The sequence below is a fragment of the Amycolatopsis sp. Hca4 genome (assembly GCF_013364075.1).
Classification (GTDB): Bacteria; Actinomycetota; Actinomycetes; order Mycobacteriales; family Pseudonocardiaceae; genus Amycolatopsis.
This window is the reverse complement of sequence record NZ_CP054925.1, coordinates 6,412,045-6,438,005: the sequence shown is the minus strand read 5'-3', so window position 1 is coordinate 6,438,005 and position 25,961 is coordinate 6,412,045. Positions and strand designations below refer to the sequence as shown.

The 25,961-nt window shown below is 70.6% G+C and carries 29 protein-coding genes; 10 read left to right on the top strand and 19 right to left on the bottom strand.

What is annotated here, in order from left to right; genetic code table 11:
* Positions 1 to 5: 5 nt before the first annotated feature.
* Entirely contained in the window at positions 6 to 704 is a 699-nt protein-coding gene (locus tag HUT10_RS28755; protein WP_176174056.1) for a DedA family protein, read from the top strand.
* Positions 705 to 706: 2 nt separating this feature from the next.
* Here HUT10_RS28755 and HUT10_RS28750 read toward each other — a convergent pair whose 3' ends face one another.
* Together HUT10_RS28750 and HUT10_RS28745 are read right to left on the bottom strand one after the other, a co-directional pair.
* On the bottom strand, positions 707 to 2,098 hold the full coding sequence (locus HUT10_RS28750; protein WP_176174055.1) for an FAD-binding oxidoreductase: 1,392 nt from the start codon (positions 2,096 to 2,098) through the stop codon (positions 707 to 709).
* 69 nt (positions 2,099 to 2,167) lie between these two features.
* Positions 2,168 to 2,593 (bottom strand): PPOX class F420-dependent oxidoreductase, encoded by a 426-nt coding sequence (locus HUT10_RS28745; protein WP_176174054.1) that lies wholly within the window; start codon positions 2,591 to 2,593, stop codon positions 2,168 to 2,170.
* A gap of 185 nt (positions 2,594 to 2,778) precedes the next feature.
* Between HUT10_RS28745 and HUT10_RS28740 the strand changes: the two genes are divergently transcribed.
* From HUT10_RS28740 to HUT10_RS28725, 4 genes are all read left to right on the top strand, one after another.
* On the top strand, positions 2,779 to 3,303 hold the full coding sequence (locus HUT10_RS28740; protein ID WP_176174053.1) for a MarR family winged helix-turn-helix transcriptional regulator: 525 nt from the start codon (positions 2,779 to 2,781) through the stop codon (positions 3,301 to 3,303).
* Positions 3,300 to 5,882, top strand: coding sequence for an MFS transporter (locus HUT10_RS28735; protein WP_176174052.1), 2,583 nt, complete (start codon positions 3,300 to 3,302; stop codon positions 5,880 to 5,882). Before HUT10_RS28740 ends, HUT10_RS28735 begins: the two co-directional genes overlap by 4 nt.
* Complete coding sequence (locus HUT10_RS28730) at positions 5,879 to 6,700, top strand: YceI family protein (protein WP_176174051.1); 822 nt, start codon at positions 5,879 to 5,881, stop codon at positions 6,698 to 6,700. The genes HUT10_RS28735 and HUT10_RS28730 overlap by 4 nt, the downstream gene beginning before the upstream one ends.
* A gap of 128 nt (positions 6,701 to 6,828) precedes the next feature.
* Positions 6,829 to 7,497, top strand: a complete 669-nt coding sequence (locus tag HUT10_RS28725; protein WP_176174050.1) for a DedA family protein — start codon at positions 6,829 to 6,831, stop codon at positions 7,495 to 7,497.
* A gap of 3 nt (positions 7,498 to 7,500) precedes the next feature.
* Here HUT10_RS28725 and HUT10_RS28720 read toward each other — a convergent pair whose 3' ends face one another.
* From HUT10_RS28720 to HUT10_RS28685, 8 genes are all read right to left on the bottom strand, one after another.
* Complete coding sequence (locus HUT10_RS28720) at positions 7,501 to 7,914, bottom strand: VOC family protein (protein WP_176174049.1); 414 nt, start codon at positions 7,912 to 7,914, stop codon at positions 7,501 to 7,503.
* Positions 7,915 to 8,094: 180 nt separating this feature from the next.
* A complete protein-coding gene (locus HUT10_RS28715; protein ID WP_176174048.1) occupies positions 8,095 to 9,096 on the bottom strand; it encodes an isopenicillin N synthase family oxygenase in 1,002 nt (333 codons plus the stop codon).
* Between the two features lie 71 nt (positions 9,097 to 9,167).
* Entirely contained in the window at positions 9,168 to 9,908 is a 741-nt protein-coding gene (locus HUT10_RS28710) for an SDR family oxidoreductase (RefSeq protein ID WP_176174047.1), read from the bottom strand.
* Complete coding sequence (locus HUT10_RS28705) at positions 9,905 to 10,540, bottom strand: nucleoside/nucleotide kinase family protein (protein WP_043787338.1); 636 nt, start codon at positions 10,538 to 10,540, stop codon at positions 9,905 to 9,907. Before HUT10_RS28705 ends, HUT10_RS28710 begins: the two co-directional genes overlap by 4 nt.
* Positions 10,537 to 11,364 (bottom strand): PfkB family carbohydrate kinase, encoded by an 828-nt coding sequence (locus tag HUT10_RS28700; RefSeq protein WP_176178061.1) that lies wholly within the window; start codon positions 11,362 to 11,364, stop codon positions 10,537 to 10,539. Before HUT10_RS28700 ends, HUT10_RS28705 begins: the two co-directional genes overlap by 4 nt.
* 2 nt (positions 11,365 to 11,366) lie before the next feature.
* The gene (locus HUT10_RS28695) at positions 11,367 to 12,176 is read right to left on the bottom strand and encodes an ATP-binding cassette domain-containing protein (RefSeq protein WP_176174046.1); all 810 of its coding nucleotides are present in this window, start codon (positions 12,174 to 12,176) and stop codon (positions 11,367 to 11,369) included.
* Positions 12,173 to 13,168, bottom strand: a complete 996-nt coding sequence (locus tag HUT10_RS28690; RefSeq protein ID WP_176174045.1) for an ABC transporter permease — start codon at positions 13,166 to 13,168, stop codon at positions 12,173 to 12,175. Before HUT10_RS28690 ends, HUT10_RS28695 begins: the two co-directional genes overlap by 4 nt.
* Positions 13,165 to 14,181 carry a substrate-binding domain-containing protein gene (locus HUT10_RS28685; RefSeq protein ID WP_176174044.1) on the bottom strand — a complete coding sequence of 339 codons (1,017 nt, stop codon included), beginning with the start codon at positions 14,179 to 14,181 and terminating at the stop codon, positions 13,165 to 13,167. The genes HUT10_RS28690 and HUT10_RS28685 overlap by 4 nt, the downstream gene beginning before the upstream one ends.
* 108 nt (positions 14,182 to 14,289) lie before the next feature.
* Between HUT10_RS28685 and HUT10_RS28680 the strand changes: the two genes are divergently transcribed.
* The 3 genes from HUT10_RS28680 (at position 14,290) to HUT10_RS28670 (ending at position 16,782) form a co-directional block, all read left to right on the top strand.
* Positions 14,290 to 15,327, top strand: coding sequence for a LacI family DNA-binding transcriptional regulator (locus tag HUT10_RS28680; RefSeq protein WP_176174043.1), 1,038 nt, complete (start codon positions 14,290 to 14,292; stop codon positions 15,325 to 15,327).
* Positions 15,328 to 15,396: 69 nt separating this feature from the next.
* A complete protein-coding gene (locus tag HUT10_RS28675; protein WP_176174042.1) occupies positions 15,397 to 16,263 on the top strand; it encodes a LacI family DNA-binding transcriptional regulator in 867 nt (288 codons plus the stop codon).
* 9 nt (positions 16,264 to 16,272) lie between these two features.
* Entirely contained in the window at positions 16,273 to 16,782 is a 510-nt protein-coding gene (locus HUT10_RS28670; protein ID WP_254897071.1) for a GNAT family N-acetyltransferase, read from the top strand.
* Between the two features lie 637 nt (positions 16,783 to 17,419).
* On the opposite strand, the gene HUT10_RS28665 is transcribed toward HUT10_RS28670, so the two are convergent.
* Positions 17,420 to 18,421 (bottom strand): glycoside hydrolase family 76 protein, encoded by a 1,002-nt coding sequence (locus HUT10_RS28665; protein ID WP_176174041.1) that lies wholly within the window; start codon positions 18,419 to 18,421, stop codon positions 17,420 to 17,422.
* Positions 18,422 to 18,472: 51 nt separating this feature from the next.
* Between HUT10_RS28665 and HUT10_RS28660 the strand changes: the two genes are divergently transcribed.
* Together HUT10_RS28660 and HUT10_RS28655 are read left to right on the top strand one after the other, a co-directional pair.
* Positions 18,473 to 20,614, top strand: a complete 2,142-nt coding sequence (locus tag HUT10_RS28660) for a molybdopterin-dependent oxidoreductase (RefSeq protein ID WP_176174040.1) — start codon at positions 18,473 to 18,475, stop codon at positions 20,612 to 20,614.
* 67 nt (positions 20,615 to 20,681) lie between these two features.
* Positions 20,682 to 21,650: a cellulase family glycosylhydrolase gene (locus HUT10_RS28655; protein WP_176174039.1), complete on the top strand. Its 969-nt coding sequence runs from the start codon at positions 20,682 to 20,684 to the stop codon at positions 21,648 to 21,650.
* 1 nt (position 21,651) lies between these two features.
* Here the strand turns inward: HUT10_RS28655 and HUT10_RS28650 are convergent, their stop codons facing one another.
* The 8 genes from HUT10_RS28650 to pyrE all read right to left on the bottom strand — a co-directional run bounded on the left by HUT10_RS28650 (position 21,652) and on the right by pyrE (position 25,952).
* Positions 21,652 to 22,302 (bottom strand): RNA methyltransferase, encoded by a 651-nt coding sequence (locus HUT10_RS28650; RefSeq protein WP_176174038.1) that lies wholly within the window; start codon positions 22,300 to 22,302, stop codon positions 21,652 to 21,654.
* Between the two features lie 14 nt (positions 22,303 to 22,316).
* Positions 22,317 to 22,706: a DUF2784 domain-containing protein gene (locus HUT10_RS28645; protein ID WP_176174037.1), complete on the bottom strand. Its 390-nt coding sequence runs from the start codon at positions 22,704 to 22,706 to the stop codon at positions 22,317 to 22,319.
* A gap of 310 nt (positions 22,707 to 23,016) precedes the next feature.
* The gene (locus HUT10_RS28640) at positions 23,017 to 23,442 is read right to left on the bottom strand and encodes an Asp23/Gls24 family envelope stress response protein (RefSeq protein WP_176174036.1); all 426 of its coding nucleotides are present in this window, start codon (positions 23,440 to 23,442) and stop codon (positions 23,017 to 23,019) included.
* 80 nt (positions 23,443 to 23,522) lie between these two features.
* On the bottom strand, positions 23,523 to 23,816 hold the full coding sequence (locus HUT10_RS28635) for a hypothetical protein (RefSeq protein ID WP_176174035.1): 294 nt from the start codon (positions 23,814 to 23,816) through the stop codon (positions 23,523 to 23,525).
* Positions 23,813 to 24,175, bottom strand: coding sequence for an Asp23/Gls24 family envelope stress response protein (locus HUT10_RS28630; protein ID WP_176174034.1), 363 nt, complete (start codon positions 24,173 to 24,175; stop codon positions 23,813 to 23,815). Before HUT10_RS28630 ends, HUT10_RS28635 begins: the two co-directional genes overlap by 4 nt.
* Positions 24,172 to 24,741, bottom strand: a complete 570-nt coding sequence (locus HUT10_RS28625; RefSeq protein WP_176174033.1) for an Asp23/Gls24 family envelope stress response protein — start codon at positions 24,739 to 24,741, stop codon at positions 24,172 to 24,174. The genes HUT10_RS28630 and HUT10_RS28625 overlap by 4 nt, the downstream gene beginning before the upstream one ends.
* Positions 24,732 to 25,283: an RNA polymerase sigma factor gene (locus HUT10_RS28620; protein WP_176174032.1), complete on the bottom strand. Its 552-nt coding sequence runs from the start codon at positions 25,281 to 25,283 to the stop codon at positions 24,732 to 24,734. The genes HUT10_RS28625 and HUT10_RS28620 overlap by 10 nt, the downstream gene beginning before the upstream one ends.
* 105 nt (positions 25,284 to 25,388) lie before the next feature.
* Positions 25,389 to 25,952, bottom strand: coding sequence for an orotate phosphoribosyltransferase (pyrE, locus tag HUT10_RS28615; RefSeq protein ID WP_176174031.1), 564 nt, complete (start codon positions 25,950 to 25,952; stop codon positions 25,389 to 25,391).
* Positions 25,953 to 25,961 lie beyond the last annotated feature (9 nt).

The following is a 25,961-nucleotide window of genomic DNA, read 5'->3' as shown; positions in this document are numbered from 1 at the left end:
TCCAGGTGATTCTCGCCCAGAGCACGGTCAACACGATGTCCCTGCTGCCGTCATGGCTGGACCCGAACGTCCTGCTCGACGGCGTGGCCGGGCCCGCGGTCGCGGTGCTGTGCCTCGTGATCTTCATCGAGAGCAGCATCTTCCCGGTGTTGCCCGGGGACTCCCTGCTCTTCACCGCGGGTCTGCTCATCGCGAACGACAAGCTGTTCCCCCTGTGGCTGACCTGCGTGCTCGTGACCGTCTCGGCGCTGCTGGGCAACGTGGTCGGCTACTACATCGGCTACTTCGCCGGGCCGAAGCTGTTCAACCGGCCCGACTCGAAGTTCTTCAAGCGCGAACACGTCGACAAAACGCACGCCTTCCTGGAGAGGCACGGGCCGAAGGCGGTCGTGCTGGCCCGGTTCGTGCCCTTCGTCCGGACGTTCATCACCTGGATCGCCGGCATCGGCCGGATGAGTCCCAAGACCTACTTCACCTACACGGTGATCGGCGGCATCCTGTGGGCTGCCGGCATCACGGTGCTCGGCTACCTCCTCGGTGACATCCCCTTCATCGGCAAGAACATCGATGCGATCTTCGTCCTGATCGTGCTGATTTCCGTGGTCCCGATCGTCATCGAGTACCTGAAGGCGCGCCGCGAGAAGAAGGCCGTCACGGAGACCGACCCCGAGGTCACCCAGCGCATTCCCCGCATCCGGGACTGAGCTCAGGTCATCGAGAACATCGAGCCCGGGTTGAACAGGTTCTCCGGGTCCAGCGCCCGCTTGATCTCCTGGTGCACCCGCAGCCCCACCGGTCCGATCTCCCGCGCCAGCCACTCGCGCTTGATCTTCCCGACCCCGTGCTCGCCGGTCACCGTCCCGCCCAGGGACAGCCCCACCTCGAGGATTTCGTCGAACGCGCGCTGCGCCCGCGAGAACTCCGACGGGTCGTCCGGCTGGTACACGATCGTCGGGTGCATGTTGCCGTCGCCGGCGTGACCCACCACCGCGATGCGGAGCCCCACCTCCGAGCTGATCTTCTCGCAGCCCCGGATCAGCTCCGCGATGCGCGTCCGCGGCACGCACACGTCGTCGGTCAGCCACAGGCCGTACGTCTCCAGCGCCGTCAGCACCACCCGGCGGGCCTGCAGGAGCATGCGCCCCTCTTCGAGGTCCTCGGTCGTGTACGCCAGGTCCGCTCCGCAGTCGACGCAGATCTGCTCCAGCGCCGCCAGCTCGCGGCGGGCCACCTCGCCGCCCGCGTCCGACTGGCCCAGCAGCAGCGCCTGGCAGTCCGAGCCCGCCCCGAGGTCCGTCTTCAGGTACGCCTCGGACGCCTTGATCGACGACGCGTCCATGATCTCCAGCAGTGACGGCACCAGCCCTTCGCGGACCACCCGCGCGACGGCCTCCCCGGCCGCTTCGGTCGTGCTGAAGCCCGCGACCAGCGTCGCCGGGGCCTGGGGCAGGGGCTTGAGCTGGACCGTTGCCTGGGTGATCACGCCGAGCGTGCCCTCGCTGCCCACGAACAGCCGTGCGAGGTCGTAGCCCGCGACGCCCTTCACGGTGCGGCGGCCGGTCTTCAGCAGCGACCCGTCGGCCAGGACGACCTCCAGGCCGAGCACCGAATCCGTCGTCACGCCGTACTTCACGCAGCAGAGGCCGCCCGCGTTGGTCGACAGGTTGCCGCCGATCGTGCACCAGTCGTAGCTGGACGGGTCCGGTGGGTAGAACAGCCCGTGCTTCTCCACGGCGTTGCGGAAGTCCAGGTTGACCACGCCCGGCTGGACCACGGCCAGCCGGTTGCCGGCGTCGATCTCGACGATCTCGTTGAGCTTGGTCAGCGACAGCGTGACGCAGCCGTCGATCGCGTTCGCCGCGCCCGACAGGCCGCTGCCCGCCCCGCGCGGCACGATCGGCACCTTCGCCTCGGCGCACGCCTTCACCACCGCTTGCACCTGCTCCGTGTTCGCGGGCAGCACGACGGCGAGCGGCGTGCCCGACGGCGCCAGCGGCATCATGTCGCGGGCGTAGGAGGCGGTGACGTCGGAGTCGGTGAGCACGGCGCCCTTGCCGAGCAGGTCCCGGAGCCGGGTGACCAAAGCTTCGTTGCTCATGGCCTCATCGTAAGCCCGGACAGTCCGCACTGCGGAAATGTTCTTTCGAAACCAGCCGTAACGGAGCAGTCAGCGGACCAGCCCCAGCAGCTTCTCGACGTGGACGGTCAGCAGTACCCGCTGGTCGTTGACCATCGCCTCGCGGTACTCGGCCCAGTCCGGGTGCTCGCCCGCCGCCCGGCGGTAGTAGCCGACCAGCGCTTCCACCGTGTCGTCGTCGGGCGCCGCGGCCGGCGGGGTGAGCGAAGCGCGGCCCTCGACGACGACGTAGCTCCAGCCGTCCTCGCTGCCCACGTGGAACGTCACCCGCGGGTCACGGCGCATGTTCTTCGTCTTCGCCCTGGTCTCGGTGATCGACGCGATGAACTTCGCGGACTCCGGCTCGTAGAGGTAGGTGATGGTGGACAGCTGCGGCCGGCCGTCGCGCCGGATCGTGGCGAGAACACCGTGGCGGTGGGTGGCCAGGAAGTCCTTCAACGCTGTGTCGTCGGTCATACCGTTCTCAACCCGCCGCGGCCGCCGTTGTTCCGAGCAGCCCGGAGGAATCTTGCTTGCATACGACAACTAAAGTGTGTTCTGCCACATCACGAGGTACTCCGCTTGCACAACCGCAGATGAAGGCACATCCTTGCCTGAGGCAACTAGTTGCAGCTGCCAACCAACGCCTTGAAGGACCATTGATGGCAACGAACACCACCCGGCCCACCGCCGAGCTGGACCTCGCCGACCAGCTCGGGCACGAGCTCGTGCGCCTGGTCCGCCTGATCAACAAGGCGAAGTCGCAGGTCTCGAAGCAGGGTCCGGACGGCATCGAGCGGGCGGCGTACGCGATCCTCTTCACCCTCATCCACGAGGGCCCGCAGCGGACCAGCAAGCTGGCCGAGTCACTGCACTCCGAGATCTCCACGATCAGCAGGCAGTCCAGCTCGCTCGTCCAGCACGGCCTGGTGGAGCGCCAGGCCGACCCGGAAGACGGGCGTGCCTGCCTGCTCGCGCCGACGCCGGAGGGCATGCGGGTGTTCGAAGAGAACCGCAAGCAGCGCAACCAGTGGCTGGCCGAGGTGCTCGGGGACTGGACGGACGGGGAAATCCGCACCCTGAACCGCCTCTTCGGCCGCCTCAACACAGGTATCGAGAACCACTCTCCACAGCTGGCCGACGCGCACGCGTCCGCCGGTGCACCGGCCAAGGGGGCCAACGCATGAGTTCCACCACCGAAGCTCCCGCTCAGCCCGAGGCGGGCCAACCGCCACGGCTGAGCCACCGCCAGATCGTCACGATCCTGAGCGGCCTGATGTGCGGCATGTTCCTGGCCGCGCTCGACCAGACGATCGTGGGTACCTCGATCGTCAAGATCGCCAACGACCTGCACGGCTTCGACCTGCAGGCCTGGGCGACCACGGCGTACCTGATCACCTCGACGATCGTCACGCCGATCTACGGCAAGCTCTCCGACATCTACGGGCGCAAGCCGTTCTACCTGACCGCGATCACCATCTTCGTCGCCGGTTCGCTCGCTTCGACGTTCGCGACGTCGATGTACCAGCTCGCCGCGTTCCGCGCGGTGCAGGGTCTCGGCGCCGGCGGCCTGATGTCGCTGGCCATGACCATCCTCGGCGACATCGTGCCGCCGCGTGAACGCGCGAAGTACCAGGGCTACATCCTGGCCGTCTTCGGCCTGTCGACCGTGCTCGGCCCGGTGCTGGGCGGCTTCTTCGCGGGCATCGACTCGCTGGCCGGCCTGCACGGCTGGCGCTGGGTCTTCCTGATCAACGTCCCGATCGGCGTCATCGCGCTGTTCGTCGTGGCCCGGGTGCTGAACGTGCCGCACACGCCGCACAAGCACAAGATCGACTGGTGGGGCGCGCTGACGATGGTCGTCGCGGTCGTGCCGTTCCTGATCGTCGCCGAGCAGGGCCAGAAGTGGGGCTGGGGCGACCAGAAGTCGATCCTCTGCTACGTCATCGGCGGTGTCGGCGTGATCGCCTTCATCGTCGTCGAGCGCTGGATGAAGGACGCCGCGCTGATCCCGCTGCGGCTGTTCAAGAACTCGACCTTCACCGTGGCGATCATCGGCGGTGTCATCGTCGGTGTCGCGATGTTCGGCGCGATCACCATGATCCCGCAGTTCATGCAGGTCGTGCAGGGCTACACGCCGACCGAGTCCGGGCTGCTGATGCTGCCGCTGATGGCCGGCATCATGCTCAGCTCGATCGTCTCCGGCCGGATCACCGGGAAGACCGGGCGCTACAAGATCTTCCCGATCATCGGCACCATCATGATCGCCGGCGGCGCGTTCCTCTTCGCCCAGGTCAAGTACGACTCGGCGCTGTGGCACCCGCTGGTCGCGGCCGCCATCATCGGTCTCGGCCTCGGCCAGTGCATGCAGACGCTGATCATCGCGGTGCAGAACGCGGGCCCGCGCAGCGACATGGGTGTCTCGACCGCGTCGGCGACCTTCTTCCGCCAGATCGGTGGTACCGCCGGTGTCGCGATCTTCCTGACCGTCCTGTTCAACACGCTGCTGCCGAACATCACCAAGGCGTTCGGCGGGCAGCTGCCGGCCGGCGCCGGCGCGGGCATCGGCAACCTGTCGGAGAACACCAGCGGCATCCAGAGCCTGCCCGAGGCGATCCGGACGCCGGTGCTGATCGGCTTCACCGAGTCGATCACCACGGTGTTCTACATCGCGGGTGCGGTGGCCCTGCTGGCCACGCTGGTGCTGCTGTTCATGAAGGAGATCCCGCTGACCAACGCGGCCCCGGCCGCGGCGGCCATGGAGGGCGGCGAGGCGCTGCTCGAGGCGGACGACCACGCCGACGAGCCCACCGAGATCGTCGAACCGGTCCGCCCGGTCGACCGCGAACCCGCGCTCGTGGGCAGCGGCGGCAAGCACGCGCTGAGCACCAACGGGCACGGCGACTACCAGGCCGTTTCGGGTGCGCTGCCGATCACGAACTCCGTTGCGGAGTCCGAGCTCGACACCCCCGTCGGCGCGGGCGGCGTGCCGGTGACCGGCCACGTCCGGCGCCAGGACGGCAGCCACGTGGCGGGCGCCGCGCTGACCCTCATCGACCAGCGCGGCCGCCAGGTCGCGCGGGCCACCGGGGCGGCCGACGGCAGCTACTCGGTGCCGAGCCAGGGCCCGGGCGCGTACGTGCTCATCGTGTCCGCGCACGGCCACCAGCCGCAGGCCTCCAGCGTCGTGATCAGCAACGGGCCGGCCACGGTCGACGTCACGCTCACCGGGTCCGGCGAGCTGACCGGCACCGTCCGGGCGGCCGCGACCGGCCAGCCGCTGCCGAACGTGACGGTGACGCTGACCGACGGCCGCGGCGAGGTGAACGGCGCGTTCATCACGACCACGGACGGCACCTACGCGTTCGTCGGGGTCGGCGCCGGGGCGTACACCCTGGTCGCCAGCAGCGAGGGCTACCGGCCCTTCGCGGTGACGCTCACCGTGCCCGACAGCGGCGTGCTGCGCCACGACGTCGAGCTCGCGAGCTCGGTGCTGCTGTCCGGCACCGCGCGCACCGAGGGCGACCGGGTGGTCCCCGACGCGCGGATCACCGTGCTCGACGCCGAAGGCAACGTCGCGGCCGTGGCCCGGACCGACGGCGAAGGCAAGTACGTGGTCAGCGACCTGCCCGCGGGCGCGTACACCGTGGTCGCGAGCGGCTACCCGCCGGCGACCAGCCAGGTGGAGCTGACCGGTGGCGAAGCGGACCACGACGTCCGGCTGAGCTACGACCAGGCCCTCGACGAGCTGGTCGACCGGTCATGACCGGCCTGCGCGCAACCTTCCGCACGGCCGAGGGCTGGGCGGTGGAGCACGCGGTGCTCACCGTCACCGACCCGGCCGGGCGGCAGGTCGCCCGGCAGGCGGCGGACGTGCGCGGCGAGGTCGTCACCGACGCGCTCGCTCCGGGTGCGTACACGGCGGTCGTCACGGCCGCCGGGTACACCCCGATCGCGCGGACGGCCCAGATCGCTTCGGACGGCAGCGGCTCGCTCGGCGACGTGGTGCTGGCCCCGGTCGCCGAGGCGGTCGAGCTGCCGCCCGCCGGGCCGTGGGTGATCGACCCGATGCACACGTCGGTGGTCGCGACCGCGCGGCACCTGGGCATCGCGAGCATCAAAGCGCGGTTCCCGGACGTCTCCGGCCGGATCGAGATCGGCCGCCCGGCCGAGCGGTCGTCGGTGCACGCCGAGATCAAGGCGGCGAGCATCGAAACCGGCATCCGGATGCGCGACGACCACCTGCGCTCACCGGACTTCCTCGACGTCGACGTGCACCCGGTGATCACGTTCACCAGCACCGGGCTGCGGCAGCGCGGCCCGGACTCGTGGACGCTGCTGGGCGAGCTGACGCTGCACGGCGAGCGCCGCGAGGTCGAGCTCGAGCTGACCTACGGCGGCTGGGGCCCGGACCCGTGGGGCGGCGTGCGCGTCGCGTTCCACGCCGAGACGACGTTGCACCGGAACGACTTCGCGATCAACTACAGCGCGATGGTCCGCGCCGGTGTCGCCGCGGTCGGCACGACGGTGAAGATCGAGCTGGACGTCGAAGCGGTGCAGGGCGAGACGCTGCCGCAGTTCTGAGCTTTCGCGGAAAGGCCCTCTCACCGCTGGTGAGGGGGCCTTCACCGTTGGTGAAAGCTGAAACTTCCAGCGGGCTCGATTTGACCGTTAGCCGCGGCCCGTTCACCCGGGCCACGTAGGCTCGCGGTGTGAACGTCGTGAGCATCGAGGCCGCGGGCGTCGGCGTGAGCTGGCTGGACACCGCCGGACCGCTGCTCGTCTGGGTGATCGTGCTGAGCTTCGTGCTGGTCGAGTGCGCGCTCATCATCGGGCTGTTCCTGCCCGGTGATTCGCTCCTGTTCGGGGCGGGCGTGGTGCTGGCCCAGCACGGCTCGGACGCCAACGCGTGGTTCCTGTCGGGGGCCGCGCTCATCGTCGCGGTCCTGGGCAACCAGATCGGGTACTACATCGGCCGCACGGGCGGGACGAAGCTCATCGCCCGCCGCGACGGCAAGGTGCTGAACCGGCAGGCCCTCGAGCGGGCGCAGCGGTTCCTGGACCGGCGGGGTTTCTTCGCGATCGTGGCGGCCCGCTGGATCCCGTGGATCAGGACGCTGGCCCCGCTGATCGCGGGCGCCGCCCGGATGGACCCTCGCCGCTTCATGGCGGCGACGGCCCTCGGCGGCCTGCTGTGGGTGCCGACGCTGGTCCTGCTGGGTTACTACGGCGCGGGCCTGCTGGACGCCCTGCCGTGGCTGAAGACGGCGGCGCTGTGGATCAGCATCGCGTTCTTCGTGATCGGTACCGGGTACGGCGTGCTGCGGTACCGCCAGGAGATGCGGCGCCCGGTGGACGAGCGGGACGACGCGCGGGCCTGAGCCTCAGAGCTCCGGGTCGGCCCAGATCTCCAGCTGGATGCCGTCCGGGTCGCGGAACACCACGACCCGCGAGCCTTCGAACGTGCGCGACGGCGCCGCGTCCTGGTAGTGGACGCCGAACTCCTGGAGCCTGCACTCCCACTCCGCCAGCTCGGCGGCCGAATGCACGCGGAACGCGACGTGGTCCAGCCCGGTGCGGCGTTCGTCGAAGCCGCGGCGCCCGGTGTCCGCGTGCTGCACCAGGACCACCGAGAACTCGTCGCCGGCGGACCGCAGCGCGACCTTGCGCAGTCCCGTGTCCGGCTCTTCGCGCCGGGTGACCTCCTCGAGGTCGAGGACGCGGACGTACCACGGCACGCTGCGGTCCACGTCGGTCACGGTGAGCGCCAGGTGGTGCACGGACATGAGTTTCGCCATGGCTTCCGAAGCCGTCCTTTCTCGGTGCGGCTCCCCAGAGTTGCACAGCGTTCGCTCGCCAAAACGCGAGTGACCAAGTCCGCGTCCGATCGTGATCTCCCCGTCGCCGACCGTCCCAGCACGCGGACGGAACCTACCGGCGGTCACGCCCGTCTTACGGATGGTGACCGCCGGTGATGGTCACCGGTCGAGCAGCCGCAAGCGGCCCTCCGCGAGGATGCGCTTCGTCGTCACCCGGTCGGGATAGCAGCGGGTGAACATGTTGGTGAAGTGCGTCCCGTAGTGGATGGTCTCGTCGCCGCCGGCCAGCGGGCGCACGGTCACGCCGAACGCCGGCTCGTGGAAGTAGGCCAGCGTGTACCGCTCGCGGTCCGCGAGCCGGACCTTGTGCGGCGTCGACAGCAGCCTGCCACCGGTGAGGAACTGCAGGATGTCGCCGGGGAACACGGTGAACACCGCCGGCTCGGGCTCGACGTAGTGCCAGGGCTCCTCGTCCTGGTACATCCCGGCCGTGCTCTCCTCCGGCAGCCAGTTCCGGCGCCGCGGCTCACCGGCCACCGGCGGCCGGATGAACAGCCCGCCGACGTCGTCCTGCGCCGCGATCACGAGCAGTCCGTAGTCGGTGTGGGCGCCGATCCCCCGTTCGGTGGTCGCCGACCGGGCCGGGAAGCGCAGCACGCGCATGTGGTGCCAGCCGTCGCGGGTGAGCCGGGTCAGCCGGTCGATCTCCACCCCGAGCCCGAGGGCGACCAGCTGGAGCAGCTTCTCGCCGATCCCGCCGACCTCACGGAGGTGGGCTTCCATCGCCGTCCGGTACGCCTCGTCCGGCCACGGGACCGGGCCGTGACACGGCCACCCCTCCGAGACGCGGGTGTCGGTGAGCGGGATGTCCGGGCAAACCGTGAAGATTTCGGAGTAGTCGGCTTCGCCCGCGGTCATTTCTTCGCCGGATGCGATGTAACCGCTGTAGGTCAGATCGCTGACGAACTTCGCTTTCTCCGGAAGTGATCTCGCGAAGAACCGCCGGCTTTCCGCGAGCGCTTCGCCGGTGGCACTGGCCTGCTCGGCGGTGGCGGCGACCTGTAAGATCCCGTCTTCCTCCCAGGTCCGGATCAGCTGCCTGCCCAGTATCCGGTCAACGGTCGTCCCGCTCACCGAATCGGGCAGCTCGAACGTACGCATGGTTGTTCACCTTTCGCGCGGTATCGGGAACGCTCACCACACGAAAGCCGGGAAATGCCGGTTCACAAGGATCAGCGGCCGCCGCCGACGTCCAGTACCGCGCCCGTCGTGAACGACGACGCCGCCGAGAGCAGGAACAGCACCGCCTCGGCGATTTCCGCGGGCTGCCCGGCCCGGCGCATCGGAATCTGCGGTGCGTACTCCGCCATCCGGTCCGGCAGGCCCGCAGCCGCGTGCAGGCCGGTGTGGATCATCCCCGGCCGCACGGCGTTGACGCGGATCCCCTCCGCCGCGACCTCCTGGGCGAGCCCGAAGGTCAGCGTGTCCACGGCCGCCTTCGACGCCGCGTAGTGCACCCACTCGCCCGCCGAGCCGGTGCGGGCCGCCGTCGAGGAGATGTTGACGATCGCGCCGCCGTGGCCGCCGTGGCGGGTGGACATCCGGCGGACCGCCTCGCGGCAGCACAGGAACACCCCGGTGACGTTCACGTCGAGGGTGCGCCGGACGACCTCGACCTCGTAGTCCTCCAACCGGCCGGGGGTGTTGCCCACGATCGCCGCGTTGTTGACCAGGCCGGTCACCGGGCCCAGCTCGGCGGCCGCGGCGAACAGGGCGCGGACGTCGTCCTCGCTGGAGACGTCCGCGCGCACCGCCAGCCCTTGCCGGCCCGTCGCCCGCACCTGCGCGGCGACGGCTTCGGCGGGCGCGGCCTCACCCGAGAAGTTCACGACGACGTCGTGGCCGCGCGCGGCGGCCAGCGTGCAGATGGCCGCGCCGATGCCCCGGCTGCCGCCGGTGACGACGAGCGTCAAATCGCGAAGTTGGCCAGCGGCAGGTTCTCCAGAACCAGGTCCGCGCGGTCCCGCGTCTGCGAGATGAGGTCGGCGTTGCGCTGGTCGGAGCCGAGCGCGCGCTGCCGGGCTTCGACCAGCGAGCGGCCGTAGCGGCGGTGGCGCGACACGAGCCGCTCGATGCGCTCTGGCTCGTCCGGCGCCAGGAACCAGGCCTCGGTGAGCAGCGGCCGGATCGCGCTCCACGGGTCGTCCGGGAGCAGCAGGTAGTTGCCCTCGGTGATGACGAGCTGGACCTCCGGCGGCACCGCGACCGCCCCGGCGATCGGCTCCTCGATCTCGCGGCGGAACTCCGGCGCGTACACCGTTTCGCGGCCTTCGGCGAGGCGGCGGATCAGGTGGTAGTAACCCGCGGCGTCGAAGGTGTCCGGGGCGCCCTTGCGCTCGGTGCGGCCCAGCCGGCGCAGCTCGACCTGCGCGAGGTGGAAGCCGTCCATGCCGACCACGGCCGCGCGCGAGCCGAGCGCGTTGGCCAGCGCCCAGGCGAGCGTGGTCTTGCCGGACGCGGGCGCGCCCACGATCCCGAGCACGTTGCGCTGCCCGCGCACGGTCAGCCCCTCGGCCCTGGCCAGCAGGTCGTCGAACGCCGTCATGTCCTGTTCCTTCCTGCGATCGCGGTCGTCCACGACCGCGGTCCCACATGCCGCACCCGTTCGGCGGCCACCTCGTTGGCGAAGCGGATCCGGTCCGTCACCGTCCGTTCGCGGGTCACGGCCACGGCGAGCGCGCCGTGCCAGACGTCGCCCGCTCCTAGTGTGTCCCGCGCTTCGACGCCCGCAACAGGCACCTCGCCCGAGCCGCCGTCCGCAGTGGACCAGCGCACCGGGCCGGGCCCCGCGGTGGTGATCACGGTGGGGACGCCGCGCTCGTGCAGGCCGGGTCCCGGCGCGCTGAAGTGCGCGGAACACGCGGCGATGTCGACCAGGGGCAGCAGGTCGTCGAGCACGGGCTTCCAGCTCCCGGCGTCGAGCACGACCGGGACGTCCCCGGCCGCGCGGGCGACCGAAAGCGCGAGGTTCGGGTGGTGGCCGTCGACGAGCACCACGTCCGCGTCGACCGTGCCGCTCCAGCCGGCTTCGGACCCGGCCGCGTTGCGGGAGACGACCGTCCGCTCGCCGTCGCGGTCGCGGACGGCGACCGCGCTCACCGGCGGCGGCGCGGTCCGGGCGGGATCGAGGTCGACGACCCGGACGCCGTGGGTTTCGAGGTCGGCGCGGGCCAGCGCCGCCAGCGGGTGCGCACCGAGGACGGTCAGCAGGGTCGCTTCGGCGCCGAGCGCGGCCGCCGTCACCGCGGCGTTCGTCGCGGGCCCACCCGCGGCGACGTCCACCTGCAGCGACTGCACCTTCTCGCCCGGCGCCGGAAGCTCCTCGACCCGCTGGACGACGTCCACCGTGCACAAGCCCGCCAGCAGCACCTTCACTTCAAGCCGGCCACATGGGTCGCCGCGGCGGCTTCTTCGACCTCGCCGTTCTCGTTGAGCCGCAGGGCACCGGTGAGCAGGCCGACGACCTGGTTCATCGAGTGCGTCTTCGGCGAGACGACCGCGACGCGCTTGCCGAGGCGGTGCACGTGGATGCGGTCGGCGATGTCGAACACGTGCGGCATGTTGTGGCTGATCAGCACCACCGGCAGGCCGCGATCGCGGATCCGGCCGATCAGGTCGAGCACCTTGCCGGACTCGGCGACGCCGAGCGCGGCGGTCGGCTCGTCCATGATCACGGCCTTGGTGCCGAACGCCGCGGCCCGTGCCACCGCGACACCCTGGCGCTGGCCACCGGAAAGCGTCTCGACGGGCTGGCTGATCGACTTGATGTTGATGCCCAGCTCGTCGAGGATCCGCTGGGCCTCGGCCCGCATGGCGCCGGTGTCGAGCTTGCGGAACAACCCGAGCGGACCCTTGAGCCGCTTTTCCCGGCCCAGGAACATGTTCGACGCGATGTCGAGCGCGGGCGCGACCGCGAGGTCCTGGTACACCGTCTCGATGCCGTAGTGCCGAGCGTCCAAAGGGGACTTGAAGTGGACGGTGTGACCGTCCACTTTGATCTCGCCCTCGTCCGGGATCACCGCGCCGGACAGGGCTTTGATCAGTGAGGACTTCCCGGCGCCGTTGTCCCCGACCACGGCGAGCACCTCGCCGGGCAGCAGGTCGAAGTCGGCGCCGTCGATGGCGGTCACCCGGCCGTAGCGCTTGACCAGGCCGCGGGCCTGGAGGATCGGTTCGGTCATGACTGCTGCTGCCTCCTCGCGATCCGGTCCACCACGACGGCGGCGATGAGCAGGGCGCCGGTGGCGAGGTCCTGGTAGTTGCCGTCGACGTTCATCTGCGTGAGGCCCGACCGCAGCACCGCCACGACCAGCGCGCCCATCAGCGTCCCGAGTACCGAGCCGCGGCCGCCGAAGAGGCTCGTCCCGCCGAGGACGACGGCGGTGATCGAGTCGAGGTTGCCGAGCTGGAACTGGTTCGGGTCGGCGTTCGGCGTCCGGCCGAGCGCCTGCCAGGCGGCGATGCCGAAGGTCAGCCCGGCCACGATGTACACCGACAGCACCGTGCGGTTGACCTTGATGCCGGACAGCCGCGCGGACTCCGGCGCGTTGCCGACCGCGTAGACGTGCTTGCCCCACGCGGTTTTCGTCAGCGCGTACCAGATGCCGAGGTACATCAGCAGCGCCAGCGTCATGCCGTAGGTGATCGGGATGCCGCCGAAGAGGTAGCGCTTGGTACCGAGCCACTGCAGCAGCCCGTCGGTCACCGGCACGGCCTGGCCGCCCGCGATCAGCTTCGACACCGCGGTCAGCATGGTGAACGTGCCGAGCGTGATGATGAACGCCGGCAGCTTGATCCGCGTGGCGAGGCCGCCGATGAAGATGCCGACGATGATCGTCAGCACGACCCCGGCGAGCAGGGCGACGAAGCCGTTGGTCCCGGCGGCGGCGAGCTTCGCCATGATCAGCGTCGCGACGACCATCGAGGCCGCGTTGGACAGGTCGATGCCCGCGATGAGGATGACGAGCGTCTGGCCCAGCGCGAGCGTCCCGACGACCAGGGACTGCTGGACCACCGTTGACAGGTTGTCGAGGTCGAAGAAGGTGTCCGTGGCCAGCGAGAACACCACGATCGCGACGACCAGCGCGAGGGCCGGGCCGACCGCGGGGGCGCGGAGGAGGAACTCGCCGAGGGATTCGCGTTCCCGGGCGTGGGTTGCGGTGACCGTCGTCATTTCTGGCCTCCCCAGCAGTTCTGCAGGCCCCAGGCGGAGTCGTGGCTTTCGATGCCAGGCAGGGGCTTGTCGGTGATCACGGCGGACCCGGTGTTCACGAACCCGGACGGCTTCTTGCCGGTCTTGGCGTACTCGACGGCGGCGAGCACCCCCTGCTCGGCCATCTTCTTCGGGAACTGCATGACGGTGGCGGCGAACTGGCCGTCCTTGACGTTCTGGACGCCTTCGCAGCCGCCGTCGATCGAGCCCATGACGATCTGCCCGGTCAGCCCGCGGGCCTTCAGCGCCGCGTACGCGCCGCGGCCCATCGGCTCGTTCATCGAGTAGACGGCGTTGATGTCGGTGCTGCGCTGCAGCAGGTTCTCCATACCCTGCTGGGCGAGGCTCTGGTCGCCGTTGGCCGCGGTGTGGCCCTTGATCTCCGGCGAGCCGTCGGTCAGCCCGATGCCCTTGAGGAAGCCGCCGTGGCGCTGGGTGTCGACCGTGCTGCCGGCGGTCCCGTCGACCATGAGCAGCTTGGGCGGGGTGCCGTTCAGCGCGGCCTTGACGTAAGCGCCCTGCTGCTCGCCTGCCGCGAAGTTGTCGGTGGCGAAGGTGGCGTCGACCGCGTCCGCCGGTTCGGTGGCGGTGTCGAGGGCGATGACCAGGACGCCGGCGTCACGGGCGTCCTTGATCGCCTTGAGCACGCCGGTGGACGAGCTCGGCGTGATGAGGATCGTGTTCGCACCCTGCTGACGCAGGTTTTCGATGGCGCGGACCTGGCCGTCGTTGTCGCCGTCGAACTGGCCGGCGAGCGCGCTGAAGTCGGCGCCGTTGGCCTGCGCGGCCGCTCTGGCCGCATTGCGGAGTTCCACGAAGTAGGGATTGGTGTCGGTCTTGGTGACCAGGCCGACCTTCGCCTTGCCGCTCCCGCCCGTGTTGGTGTTGCCGCCCCAGTGGCGCTCGACCGTGCACCCGGTCGTCGCGGCGAGGACGGCGGCCAGCGTCAGCGCGGTGAGACTTCGCTGTCTCATGGGTTCCCAGCCTTTGTTTCGTGTCGAGGCTTGCCGATGGTCGGGAAGGTAGACAGACTGCTCCCTGCGCGCAAGCGTTTGCGCAAACGCTTGCCGGAAAGGACGGGTATGGACCGGTCGAAGTCTTCGCGGCCGACGCAGCGGGACATCGCCGAGCTCGCGGGCGTGTCGATCACGACCGTCTCGCACGTGGTGAACGGGACGCGCGCGGTCGCGGAGGACACCAAGGCGGCGGTGCTGCGGGCGATCGAGGCCACCGGCTACACCGGCGACGCCATCGCGCGCTCACTGGTCACCGGCGGGACGCGGTCGATCGGGATGGCGATCTCGCTGGTGGCGAACCCGTACTTCGCGACGCTGATGCAGGCGATCGAGCGGGAGGCCTCCGCGCACGGCTACACCGTCCTGCTGGCCGACACGCACGACGCGGCGGACACGGAGCGTGACACCGTGCGGGCGCTGCGCTCCCGTCGCGTCGACGGCCTCCTCATCACCCCGGCGCCGGGCGACGGCCCGGTGATCAGTGAGCTGGTGTCCCTCGACGTGCCGACGGTGCTGATCGACCGGCTGGCCACCCGCACCGACGTCGACCAGGTCGGCTCGGAGAACATCCAGGCGACCTCGGCGCTGACCGCGCACCTGGCCACGCTCGGGCACCGGCGGATCGGGATGATCAGCGGCGTGCCCGGCCTGTCGACCAGCGAGGAGCGCGTGCTCGGCTACCGGCTGGGGCTCGGCCGGTCCGGGCTGACCTGGGCGTCCGACCTCGTGGCCTGCGGAAACTCCTCGCGCGAGGGTGGCGTGCTGGCGTTGAGCACGCTGCTCGCGCTGCCCGAGCCGCCGACCGCGCTGGTGGTCGGGAACGACAGCATGATGGTCGGCGTGCTGCACGAGGCGCGGCGGCGCGGGCTGCGGATCGGGCGTGACCTGCCGGTGGTGGTCTACGACGACGTCGAGTGGGCGGACCTGGTCGACCCGCCGCTGACCACGATGGCCCAGCCGATCGAGGAGATCGGCCGGCAGGCGGTGCGGCTGCTGCTGGCCCGGATCAACGACCCGTCCCGCAAGGCCGAAACGGTGCGGTTGGCACCCACTCTGCGTCACCGTGAGTCCTGCGGCTGCCCACCGGTTCACTCACTTCAGTGAATCTGGGTTCCTGATACCTCGACGGTGGCGCTCAGCGGATACCTTTCGGCTGAGCGTCTGCGAGGGCTTATGACCGCACTTTCGCCGGACCTCCGGTTGTGGGACCCCCCGGTCACCTACCGGATCGGCGTCGCGATGGGTGTGAACGCGCACCCGTACTCGGGTGAGCTGCTGCGCGCGGTCCGGGCGGCCGCGGCGCAGGCGGGCTGCGACGTCGTGCTGGCGGACACCGAAGACACGGTGGGCGAAGAGGCGGCGGTGGTGCGCGCGCTGCGCGCGGACCTGGTGGACGGGGTGCTGCTGGTCCCGTCGGCCGGCGACGAAGCGGTGGTCAACGGCCTGGTGCGGATGGGCGTGCCGACGGTGCTGCTGGACCGGGTGGCGGCCCGCAACGACGTCGACCAGGTGGGCACGGAGAACGTGCACGCGATGGCCTCACTGGTCCGGCACCTGACCGACCGGCGGCACCGCAAGATCGGCTTCGTGTCGGGCGACGAGGGCCTGGAGGTCAGCCGCGAGCGCATCCGCGGCTACCGGCTCGGGCTGGAGCAGGCGGGCCTGAGGTTCAACCGCGAGCTGGTGGAGTGCGGGTTTTCCAACGCGGGCGGCGCAACCCGAGCCACGGCCAAGCTCCTGGACGGCTGGCCCTCGCCGACGGCCCTGGTGGTGGCGGACGAGTCAATGCTGGTGGGCGTCCAGTACGAGGCCCACCGCCGAGGCATCCGCATCGGTTCGGAGCTGGCGGTGGTGGGCTACGGCGACATGGACTGGGCCCGCCGCGTGAGCCCGGCGGTGACGACGCTGGTCCAGCCGATCGCGGACCTGGGCCGCCGAGCGGTCCAGCTGCTGATGTCCCGCATGGCGGACCCGGACCGCCCACCGGAGTCGGTATGGCTGACCCCGAAGTTCCTGCACGGCGCGTCCTGTGGCTGTTGAATCGGCGGAGTGATCGAGCTCGTTCCCACCGCGGACCTGCCCCCGGCCGCCCGCACCCTGGTCCAAGCCGTTTTCGAAGACGACTTCACCGACACCGACTGGGACAACTCCCTCGGTGGCACGCACGCGCTCGCCTTCGACGGCGCTGACCTGGTCGGCCACGCCTCGCTGGTCCAGCGACGGCTCCTGCACGGCGGGCGAGTGCTCCGCGCCGGGTACGTCGAGGCGGTGGCCGTTCGCGCGGACCACCGCCGACGCGGGTACGCGAGCGCGTTGATGGAGGCGCTGGAACGGCTGCTGCCCGGCTACGACATCGGCGCCCTGAGCGCGGCGGAAGCGGTACCGCTGTACGAGGGCCGCGGCTGGCAGCAGTGGCGCGGCCCGACGTTCGCGCTGACGCCGGAAGGCATCCGCCGCACCGAGGACGAGGACGGCGGCGTGTACGTGCGCCCCGGCTCGGCACCCCTCGACCTCGACGGCGACCTAACCGCCGACTGGCGGGCCGGCGACGTCTGGTGACAGCGTCTGTAACGCATCTCGTACTGCTGCGGACTTCGTTGTGGACGCGCCCCGACACGCCCGGAGGTCGCCATGCAGTGGGGATCCGTCGCTGAGATCATCTCCAGCCTCGGCACGATCGGTGCCCTGGTGGCGGCGGTCTTCGCCGCGCGCGCAGCGATCCGGACCACGAAGCAGCAGGACCGGCAACTGCTCCGCTTGGAGCAAGCAGAACAGTGGCGAGCGGACGACGCCAAGCACAGGCAGGCCGAATCGGTGGCCGCTTGGCTCGCGTTGGACAAGGAATCCGGGCTGCCGACGGTACGGTGGACGAATACGAGTGGGCTCCCGGTCTACAACCTCACCCTGTTCTTGACGACTCCGGACGGTACCTGCCCGGTGCACTACTCCTTCGGCAGTCCCACCGGGCCCAGGTCGCTTCCGCGGGCCCAGCACGTCCTGGTGAAGCACTTCGCCGAGCCACCCTCCTATTGGGAAGACCTCCTCGACAAGGATTTGTTCCGTGTCGCACTCGTCTTCCGTGACGCCGCGAACGGCTGGTGGTTGCGGGATTACGACGGGGTGTTGCGGGATGCGGCCGACGAACGGGCGCCCGATCGGCAGTGGAAGCCTCGAGCCTTCCGCCCTCGGCGGCATCCTAAGTCGACAGCGTGGCCGCTGCCTCCAGGAGCATCCAGCCGCCCACCTGGACCGACATGTCTCGCTCCGGCGCGTCCTCCGGTAGCGGCCAAGGCGCCGGGCGGTCCCACTCCGCGCTGAACAACGGTCCCTCCGGTGCGTCGAAAGCGCCCGACCAGCACGCCTCCGCCGACCTCAGCACCAGCGACCGGGCCACCGAAGCCTCCGGGCCCGGCAACGAGACCGCTGCCAACGCCAAGTACCGCGCCAGGATCGCCGCGAACAGACCGCCGTCGCCTCCTCCCTGGCCGCGGATGACACCCGATGGGGCGAGGTGCTCCGCCACCGCCCGCACCGTTCGAGCCGCTTCGTCCACTAAGGACAATTCCAGGCAAGCGCCGAGATACACCCCCTGGCAGTACGTGAAAATGTGCTTCACCAGCTCGCCCGTGTCCGCCCGGATCCCGTCCCAGACCAAACCGGACGATGGATCGACCAATGTGGACGTCAGCCACGCAGTCATCTCACGCGCCCGGGCGAGATTCCCGGACCGGGCGTGGAAGATCGCCGCCGGGCCGTTGGCCGGGGTGTTCTTGAAGTCGTCGCCTCGGCGCCACCAGATGCCGCCTCCGGTCGCCGGTGTCCAGCCCGACAGCAGTTGGGTGTCGATCGCCGCCAGCGCCGGTCCGACGTCGATGCCCAGAGACGAAACCCGTTGCAGCGCAAGGCCGAGCCACGCGATGTCGTCGTAGTAGTCGTTCGTCCAGCGGCCGAAGTTGCGCAGCCGCACCGAACGCACGAAAGACCTGATCAACGCCAGCCGGGACGCCGACGAAGAGCGCAGCTGGGCGTCGACCAGCGTGTCCAGCAGGTGCGCCTGCCACCAGTAGTTCCAGTGCCAGTGCAGCCGCTGGTCCACCGCCGCCGGCCAGCGGCTGCGGCCCAGTGCCGTTCCGGGCAGGCCCCACAGTCGCCGCAGGTGGCGCGAAGTCACCGCGTGTTCCGCGGCCGAGACGTCCATGACGCAATCGTGCCTTGCCCATCCACATACCGCTCGGTATGTTCGGTGGTCATGACGACGGCCAACGTCACCTGCCCGCTGTGCGAAGCCACCTGCGGCCTGGAAGTGACGCTCGACGCGAACCAGCAGGTCACGCGCGTCCAAGGTGACGAGCAGGACGTCTTCTCCCGGGGCTACATCTGCCCCAAGGGCGCGTCGCTCGGCGCGCTGCACCACGACCCCGACCGGCTGACCGCCCCGCTGCTCAAGCGCGACGGCGAGTTCGTCGAGGTCAGCTGGCAGGAGGCGTACGACGAGATCGCCCGCCGCCTCCCGCCGATCCTCGAGCAGCACGGCCGGGACGCCGTTGCGGTGTACGCGGGCAACCCCGGCGTGCACAACATCGCCCTCACGCTCTACGGCCGGGTGCTCTACAAAGCGTTGGGCACGAAGAACTTCTACAGCGCCACATCCGTCGACCAGCTGCCGAAGCACTACTCCGCCGGCACGATGTTCGGCGACCCGCTCGCCATCCCGGTGCCCGACCTCGACCGGACGCGGCACCTGCTGATCCTCGGCGCCAACCCGCTCGTCTCCAACGGCAGCCTGATGACCGCCCCGGACATCCGCGGCCGGCTGCGCGGGATCCGCGAGCGCGGCGGCAAGATCGTCGTCGTCGACCCGCGCCGCACGCGCACCGCCGCGTTCGCCGACGAGCACCACGCCATCCGCCCCGGCACCGACGCGCTGCTGCTGTTCGCCCTGGTCAACGTCCTGTTCGCGGAAAACCTGGTCGCCCCCGGGCGCCTCGCGGAGCACCTCAACGGCCTCGACGACGTCCGTGCGCTGGCCGAGCCGTTCACCCCGGAGGCCGTCGCCCCGCGCACCGGCATCGACGCCGGCGAGATCCGCCGGATGGCACGCGAGCTGACCTCGGACAACGCCGTGGTCTACGGCCGGATCGGCACCACGACGCAGGCGTTCGGCACCATCGCGAGCTGGCTGGTCGACGTCCTCAACGTGCTCACCGGCCACCTCGACAGCCCCGGCGGCGCGATGTTCCCGCTGGCCGCGTGCCAGCCGACCGGGAACCGGCGCCCGTTCGCGGTCGGGCGCTGGCGCAGCCGCGTGCGCGGCCTGCCCGAGGTGGTCGGCGAACTGCCGGTCGCGACGCTCGCCGACGAGATCGAAACCCCGGGCGAAGGCCAGGTCCGCGCGCTGATCACGGTCAGCGGCAACCCCTGCCTCAGCACGCCGAACGCCGGACGGCTGGCCGCCGCCCTCGAAAGCCTCGACTTCATGATCTCGGTGGACGTCTACCTCAACGAGACGTCCCGCCACGCCGACGTCATCCTGCCCGGGCCGTCGCCGCTCGAGCGGCCGCACTTCGACCTGGCCTTCTACCAGCTGTCCATCCGCAACATCGCCAACTGGACGCCCGCGACGCTGCCGTCGGCGCTGCCGCAGGAGTGGGAGACCATGCTGCGGCTGACCGGCATCGTCGCCGGTCAGGGCCCCGAGGCCGACGTCGCCGCGCTCGACGACTTCGTCGCCGGGGAGACCGCGCGGCGCAACGGGCTCGACGTCGCGGTGGCCGGCGAGCGCACCGGGCCCGCGCGCCTGGTCGACCTGCTGCTGCGCGCCGGGCCGTACGACGTCACGCTGGCCGACCTCGAAGCGGCGCCGCACGGGATGGACTTCGGGCCGCTGCAACCGCGGATCCCCGAGGTGCTGTGCACCGCGTCCGGCCGGATCGAGCTCGCCCCCGAGCCGGTCGTCGCGGACGTTCCGCGGTTACGGGAAGAACTCGCGAAGGACGCCGAAGAAGGGCTGGTGCTGATCGGACGGCGGCACCTGAGCTCGAACAACTCGTGGATGCACAACCTCGCCCCGCTGGTCCGCGGCGGCAACCGGTGCACGGTCCAGGTCCACCCGGCCGACGCAACCCGCCTCGGCCTCACCGACGGCGGCCTCGCTTCGGTGACGTCCCGCGCCGGGAAACTGCAGGTCCCGGTGGAGGTGACGGACGAGATCCGCCCGGGCGTGGTCAGCATCCCGCACGGCTGGGGCCACGACGTCGACGGCGCCCGGACGCGGGTGGCGCGCGCGAACCCCGGGGTCAACTCGAACCTGGTCGCCGACGAGACGCTGCTGGACGTGCCGTCCGGAACGTCGGTGTTGAACGGCATTCCGGTCGAGGTCACCCCCGTCTGACCCTTGACGGTTCGGGGGCGGTCGAGGATTCTCGACCCGGCATGTTTACGTGAACATCGGAGTTCGCATGGCCCGTCTTCGTCTCTGCCTGCTCGTCCTCCTGCTCGTTCCCCTCGTCGCCCTCCCGCCGGGCGCGGCCGCCGCCACGAACGGTTTCCGCGGCGTCAACTGGGCGGACGCCCGCGACAACTACGTCGACGGCTGGGTGATCCCGACCGGCCTCACCGCCGGGGACAGCTACGACAGCGTCCGCGGCAAGGCCGACGGCATCATCACCGGCTTCCAGCAGAAGCTCGGCGCGAACACCGTGCGGCTGCCGATCAACCCGCAGAGCGTCAACTCGGACTGGTGGGGGCGGTACAAGGGCGCCGCCGACTCGGCCCTGTCCCACGGCATGAAGGTCATCTTCGGCTACTGGGAAGCGAACAAGGACGGCTTCGTCGACGACCCGAACGCCTGGAACACCATGTGGGACAAGGTCACCAGCGACTACGGCGGCAACGGCAACGTGTACTTCGAGCCGATGAACGAACCGTTCGGCTACAGCCTCAACGACTGGGTGTCACTCTGCTCGACCTGGCTGTCCCGGCACTCGGACATCCCCCGCGGCCGGGTGCTGATCAGCGGCACCGGCTACAACGACAACGTGACGGGTGTCGGCGCGGCGAGCGCGTTGACCGGCACGCTCCTGTCCTTGCACTTCTACGGCTTCTGGGCTTCGGACACGACCCGCGCCGCGTGGACCACGAACCTCGGCAACCGCCTCGGCTCGTACTCCTCCCGCACGATCATCGACGAAGCCGGCGCCCCGATGACGACCGGCCTGGACTACTCGGCCGGGCACCAGGACGGCAACAACTTCACCGCGTACTTCGCCGCCACCACGGACCTGGCGCGGTCACGGCAGATCGGCGTCGTCTACTGGCCCGGCCTGCGCTCCGGCGACACCTACTCGATCACCCGGCAGAGCGGCAGCGGCCTGGAGACCACCAACGCGTCCGGCGTCGTCCAGCTGCGCTGGGGCTGGGGCCTCTAGCTCACCAAGCGCGGCCGAGATCGGCGTGCTGCCGGATCCAGGTGTGCATGACGATCCCGGCCGCGACCCCGGCGTTGATCGAGCGGGTCGTGCCGAACTGGGCGATCGACACCACCAGCGAGGCCGCCTCCTGCGCCGGCGTGGACAGGCCGGGGCCCTCCTGGCCGAACAGCAAGACGCTCTCGCGTGGGATCTCCGCCGTCTCGACCGGCTGGGAGCCCGGCGTGTTGTCCACCCCGACGACGGCGAGCCCGCGCTCGGCCGCGAAGGCGACCAGCGTCGCGACGTCGTCGTGGTGGCGCAGGTGCTGGTAGCGGTCGGTCACCATCGCGCCGCGGCGGTTCCAGCGGCGGCGGCCGACGATGTGCACCTCGGCCGCGGCGAACGCGTTGGCCGTGCGGACCACGGTGCCGATGTTGTGGTCGTGCTGGAAGTTCTCGATGGCCACGTGGAACGGGTGCCGCCGGCTGTCCACATCGGACACGATGGCCTCGCGGCGCCAGTAGCGGTAGGCGTCGACGACGTTGCGGCGGTCGCCCTCGCGCAGCAGCTCGGGGTCGTACCGCTCGTCGGTGGGCCACGCACCCGGCCACGGGCCGACGCCGACCTCTTCGCGGCTCACCCACTCGGTGGGACCCGGGATGGAATTCACCCGGCGATTGTCGCTCAGCCCAGGTGGACCGGGCGCACGTGGGTTTCCTCGTCGTGGCGGTGGCGCCACCGGTGGTAGACGCCGACGTAGGAGTACGCGACCAGCACGACCGCGATGATCCCGATCGCCGGCAGCCACGACTGCGGGAAGACCGTGCCGTAGAGGTAGTAGGCGTTGAACCCGCCGGGCAGGTCGCCGAGGCCCTGCTGGTGCCGGAAGAAGTTCTCCAGCGCGGTGAGCGGGCACGGCACCGGCGTCACGTTCACCAGCACCCCCCAGGCGGCGGCGAACATGTGCACGAAGATCAGCTTGGGCCAGCGCCAGGCGACGAAGCCCCCCAGCCCGATGAGCAGCAGGGCCAGGATGTGCACCACGACGGTCACGTCGGCCAGGAACTTCGCCATCGCACCCCCCTCCACCGATCCCCCTACCAGCGACTTTACTCCGCCACGCGGATTCGGCCGCCCTCAAGAGTGCCCCAGCCTGTGATTTTTAACCCAGCGGAGCAACCCTTCACCTCGGCGGTGACGGAGGGGTTACCCCGGGTGGGAACTCGGGCGGGCGCTTCGGCGGGTACTCGGTCGGCTGCTCGTGCGGGTACTGGTCGGGCGCACCGTCCGGCTTCGTCCGGTTCGGGTCGATGGGGCGCTTCGGTTCCGGCGGCTCCTCCATACCCCGACGGTACGCCCGGACCACCCCCGGAGCAGCCGGATTTCACTGAACGCGATCGCTGGTCACCGGCTCCTCGTCACCCGCGATGTGGACGTCGGTGACGTTGATGTTCACCTCGACCACCTCCAGCCCGGTCATCTGCTCGATGGCCGTCACCACGTTGCGGCGCACCGAGCGGGCCAGCTCCGCGATGGCCACGCCGTACTCGACGAGTACCTGCAGGTCCACCGCCGCCTGCTTCTCGCCGACCTCGACCGACACGCCCTGGCCGACGCTGGCCGACGCGCCGGGGATGCGGTCGCGGAGGGCGCCGAACGCGCGGGCCGCGCCGCCGCCGAGGTCGTGCACGCCGGGGACCTCGCGGGCGGCCAGGCCGGCGATCTTCTGCACCACGGTGTCGGCGATGGTCGTCGTGCCCTGCTTGGTGACGAGGGCGGTTTCGGTGGTCTTCTCGGCCGTCGCGGTCATGGTTTCCTCCCTGGATGTCCTGCGGGACAAGGCTTTCGCCTTGTTCGTAGCTATGGACACACACAAAGGACTGGAAACCGTCATTGTGACGTGGGTCTCCCGAACGCCGCGCCGTCGAGGTCGGTGACCTCCAGCTGCAGCCGTGCGTTCGACCACGCCGTGCCCGCCAGCACCGGGCGCACCGCTTCGGCCGCCCGGTCCAGCAGCGGCGGGATCGGCAGCCGGGTGGCGATCAGCCGGATCCGGACCACGTCCGGGCCGAGGTCCACCGCGAAACCGTCCCAGCCCCGCGGCAACGACGGGGTCGCCGGACGCAGGCCGGGCACCGCCGCGAGGGCGCCGACGATCTTCTCGACGGCTTCGTCGGCGGTCACCGGGCTTCCGGCTCGATGTCCAGGATGGACACGGAAACCTCGTCGACCACCAGGCCGGTCTGCTCGGCCACGAACCTCGTCACCGCGCGCTGGACCGCCCGGCCGACCGCCGCCGCCTGGTCGGCCCCGGCGGTGACCAGGTCGACCTGGACCGTCACCCGGCCGTCGGCGGTGCGGACCCGGACGCCGTCCGACGGCGCCGGGTCGAGCCCCTTCCAGCGCTGGCGGGCCGCGCGCGTCCACGCCGTCACCAGGCCGCGCAGGCCCGGCTCGAGACGCACCACACCCGGCGTCGTGATCGCCGCCCTGGCCGCCACGCTGGCGATCACCGGATCGGCGATGACGTAGTCGACACTCATTCCCCTGGCTCCCCGGCAGTGTCTTCCTCGAAGATGTCCTCGACCAGCAGGTCCACCTTGGCCGGCGTCAGGCCCACCCGGGCCGCGGCCGCCGCGGTCACCCGCTCCCGCACCTTCGCCAACGCGGCTCCGCCCGCGACGTTCCGCAGGCTCACCGCGAGGGTGAGTTCGACCTCGATCCCGCCGGGCACGGTCCGCACCCGGCAGCGCCGCGCGCGGATGCCGTCGACCGTGTCGGCCGCGTACCGCAGCACCACCGCGACCGCCTGTTCGCTGATCTCGACGAACCCCGGTTCGGGGGACGGCAGCCGCACCATCGAGCCGCGCCGCACCTCGGCCCGGACCGCGGACATGATCCGGCCGAACAGGTCCGCCGACGGCACGTCCTCCTCGGCCGCGAGCTCCGAAGTGGCCTCCCGCAACGCCAGCAGGCTCTCGCGCGCGGCCCGGCAGTGCGGGCAGGTCAGTTCGTGTTCGTCGGCCAGCCCGGCGCCGACCGCGTCGAGCCGCTCCCACACCTGCTCGACATCGCGTTCGCAAGGCAGCTCGTAGTCCGTCATCGCCATGGCTTCATCACCTCCGCCAGCTGGGCACGGGCGCGCGCGATCCGGCCGCGGACGGCGGTCGCGTTCGCACCGACGGTTTCGCCGATCTCCTCGTAGGACCGGCCGTGCACTTCACGCAGCAGCCAGCACGCCCGCTGTTCGGGCGTCAGCTGCGCCAGTGCCGCGTTCAACGCCGCGAGCTGGCTGCTCACCTGAACGGCCCGCTCCGGCTGCAGGTCGGTTCGCGGCGACTCGGCGGTGTCGAGGTCGACGTCGGCCTGCGGCCTGCGCGCCCGGATCGCGTTGAGGCAGCGGTTCGTGGTGGCCCGGTAGAGCCAGCCGACGAACGCGGCGTCCTCGGTGAGCTGGCCGAGCTTGCGCCAGGCGTTGAGGAACACCTCCTGCACGACGTCCTCGGCGTCGCCGCGGTGGGCGAGCATCTTGACCGCGAGCCGGAACATCGGGCCCTGGTAGCGCAGCACCAGCTGCTCGTAGGCCCGGACGTCACCGTCCCGCGCGCGGCTGACGAGCGTCTCGTCGTCGAGCGGCGTAGTCGTCGTCACGGCACCTCCTCCCAGGGAGGACACCGGCGGGCGGAAAAGGTCACGCAGTGATTCTGGGTGACGATCGTCACCGGGGCGAATCCACCGATCCGCCCCGGTGGCCGGTCAGTCCAGGCCCAGGTCGTCCTTGCCGAGGATGTACCGGTACTCCAGGCCTTCCTTCTCGATCGCCTCGCGCGCGCCCGTGTCGCGGTCGACCACCGTCACCACGCCGATCACGTTCGCGCCCGCCTCGCGCAGGGCCGCGACCGCCTCCAGCACGCTGCCGCCCGTGGTGGACGTGTCCTCGACCGCCAGCACGCGCTGGCCGCGGACCTCCATGCCTTCGATGCGCCGCTGCATGCCGTGCTGCTTGACCGACTTCCGCACGACGAACGCGTCGAGCACGACGCCGTCGGAGGCCGCCGAGTGCAGCATCGCCAGCGCCACCGGGTCCGCGCCGAGGGTCAGGCCGCCGGCCGCCACGTAGTCCCAGTCCGCCGTCAGCTGGCGCAGGAGCTTGCCGATCAGCGGCGCGGCCGCGTGGTGCAGCGTCGCCCGCCGGAGGTCGATGTAGTAGTCGGCTTCCTTGCCGGACGCCAGTGTCACTTTTCCGTGCACCACGGAAAGATCGGTGACCAGCCTGGCCAGTTCGAGTTTCGCCGCTTGATCCAACCCGGGGTTCGCCACGGCCGTGAG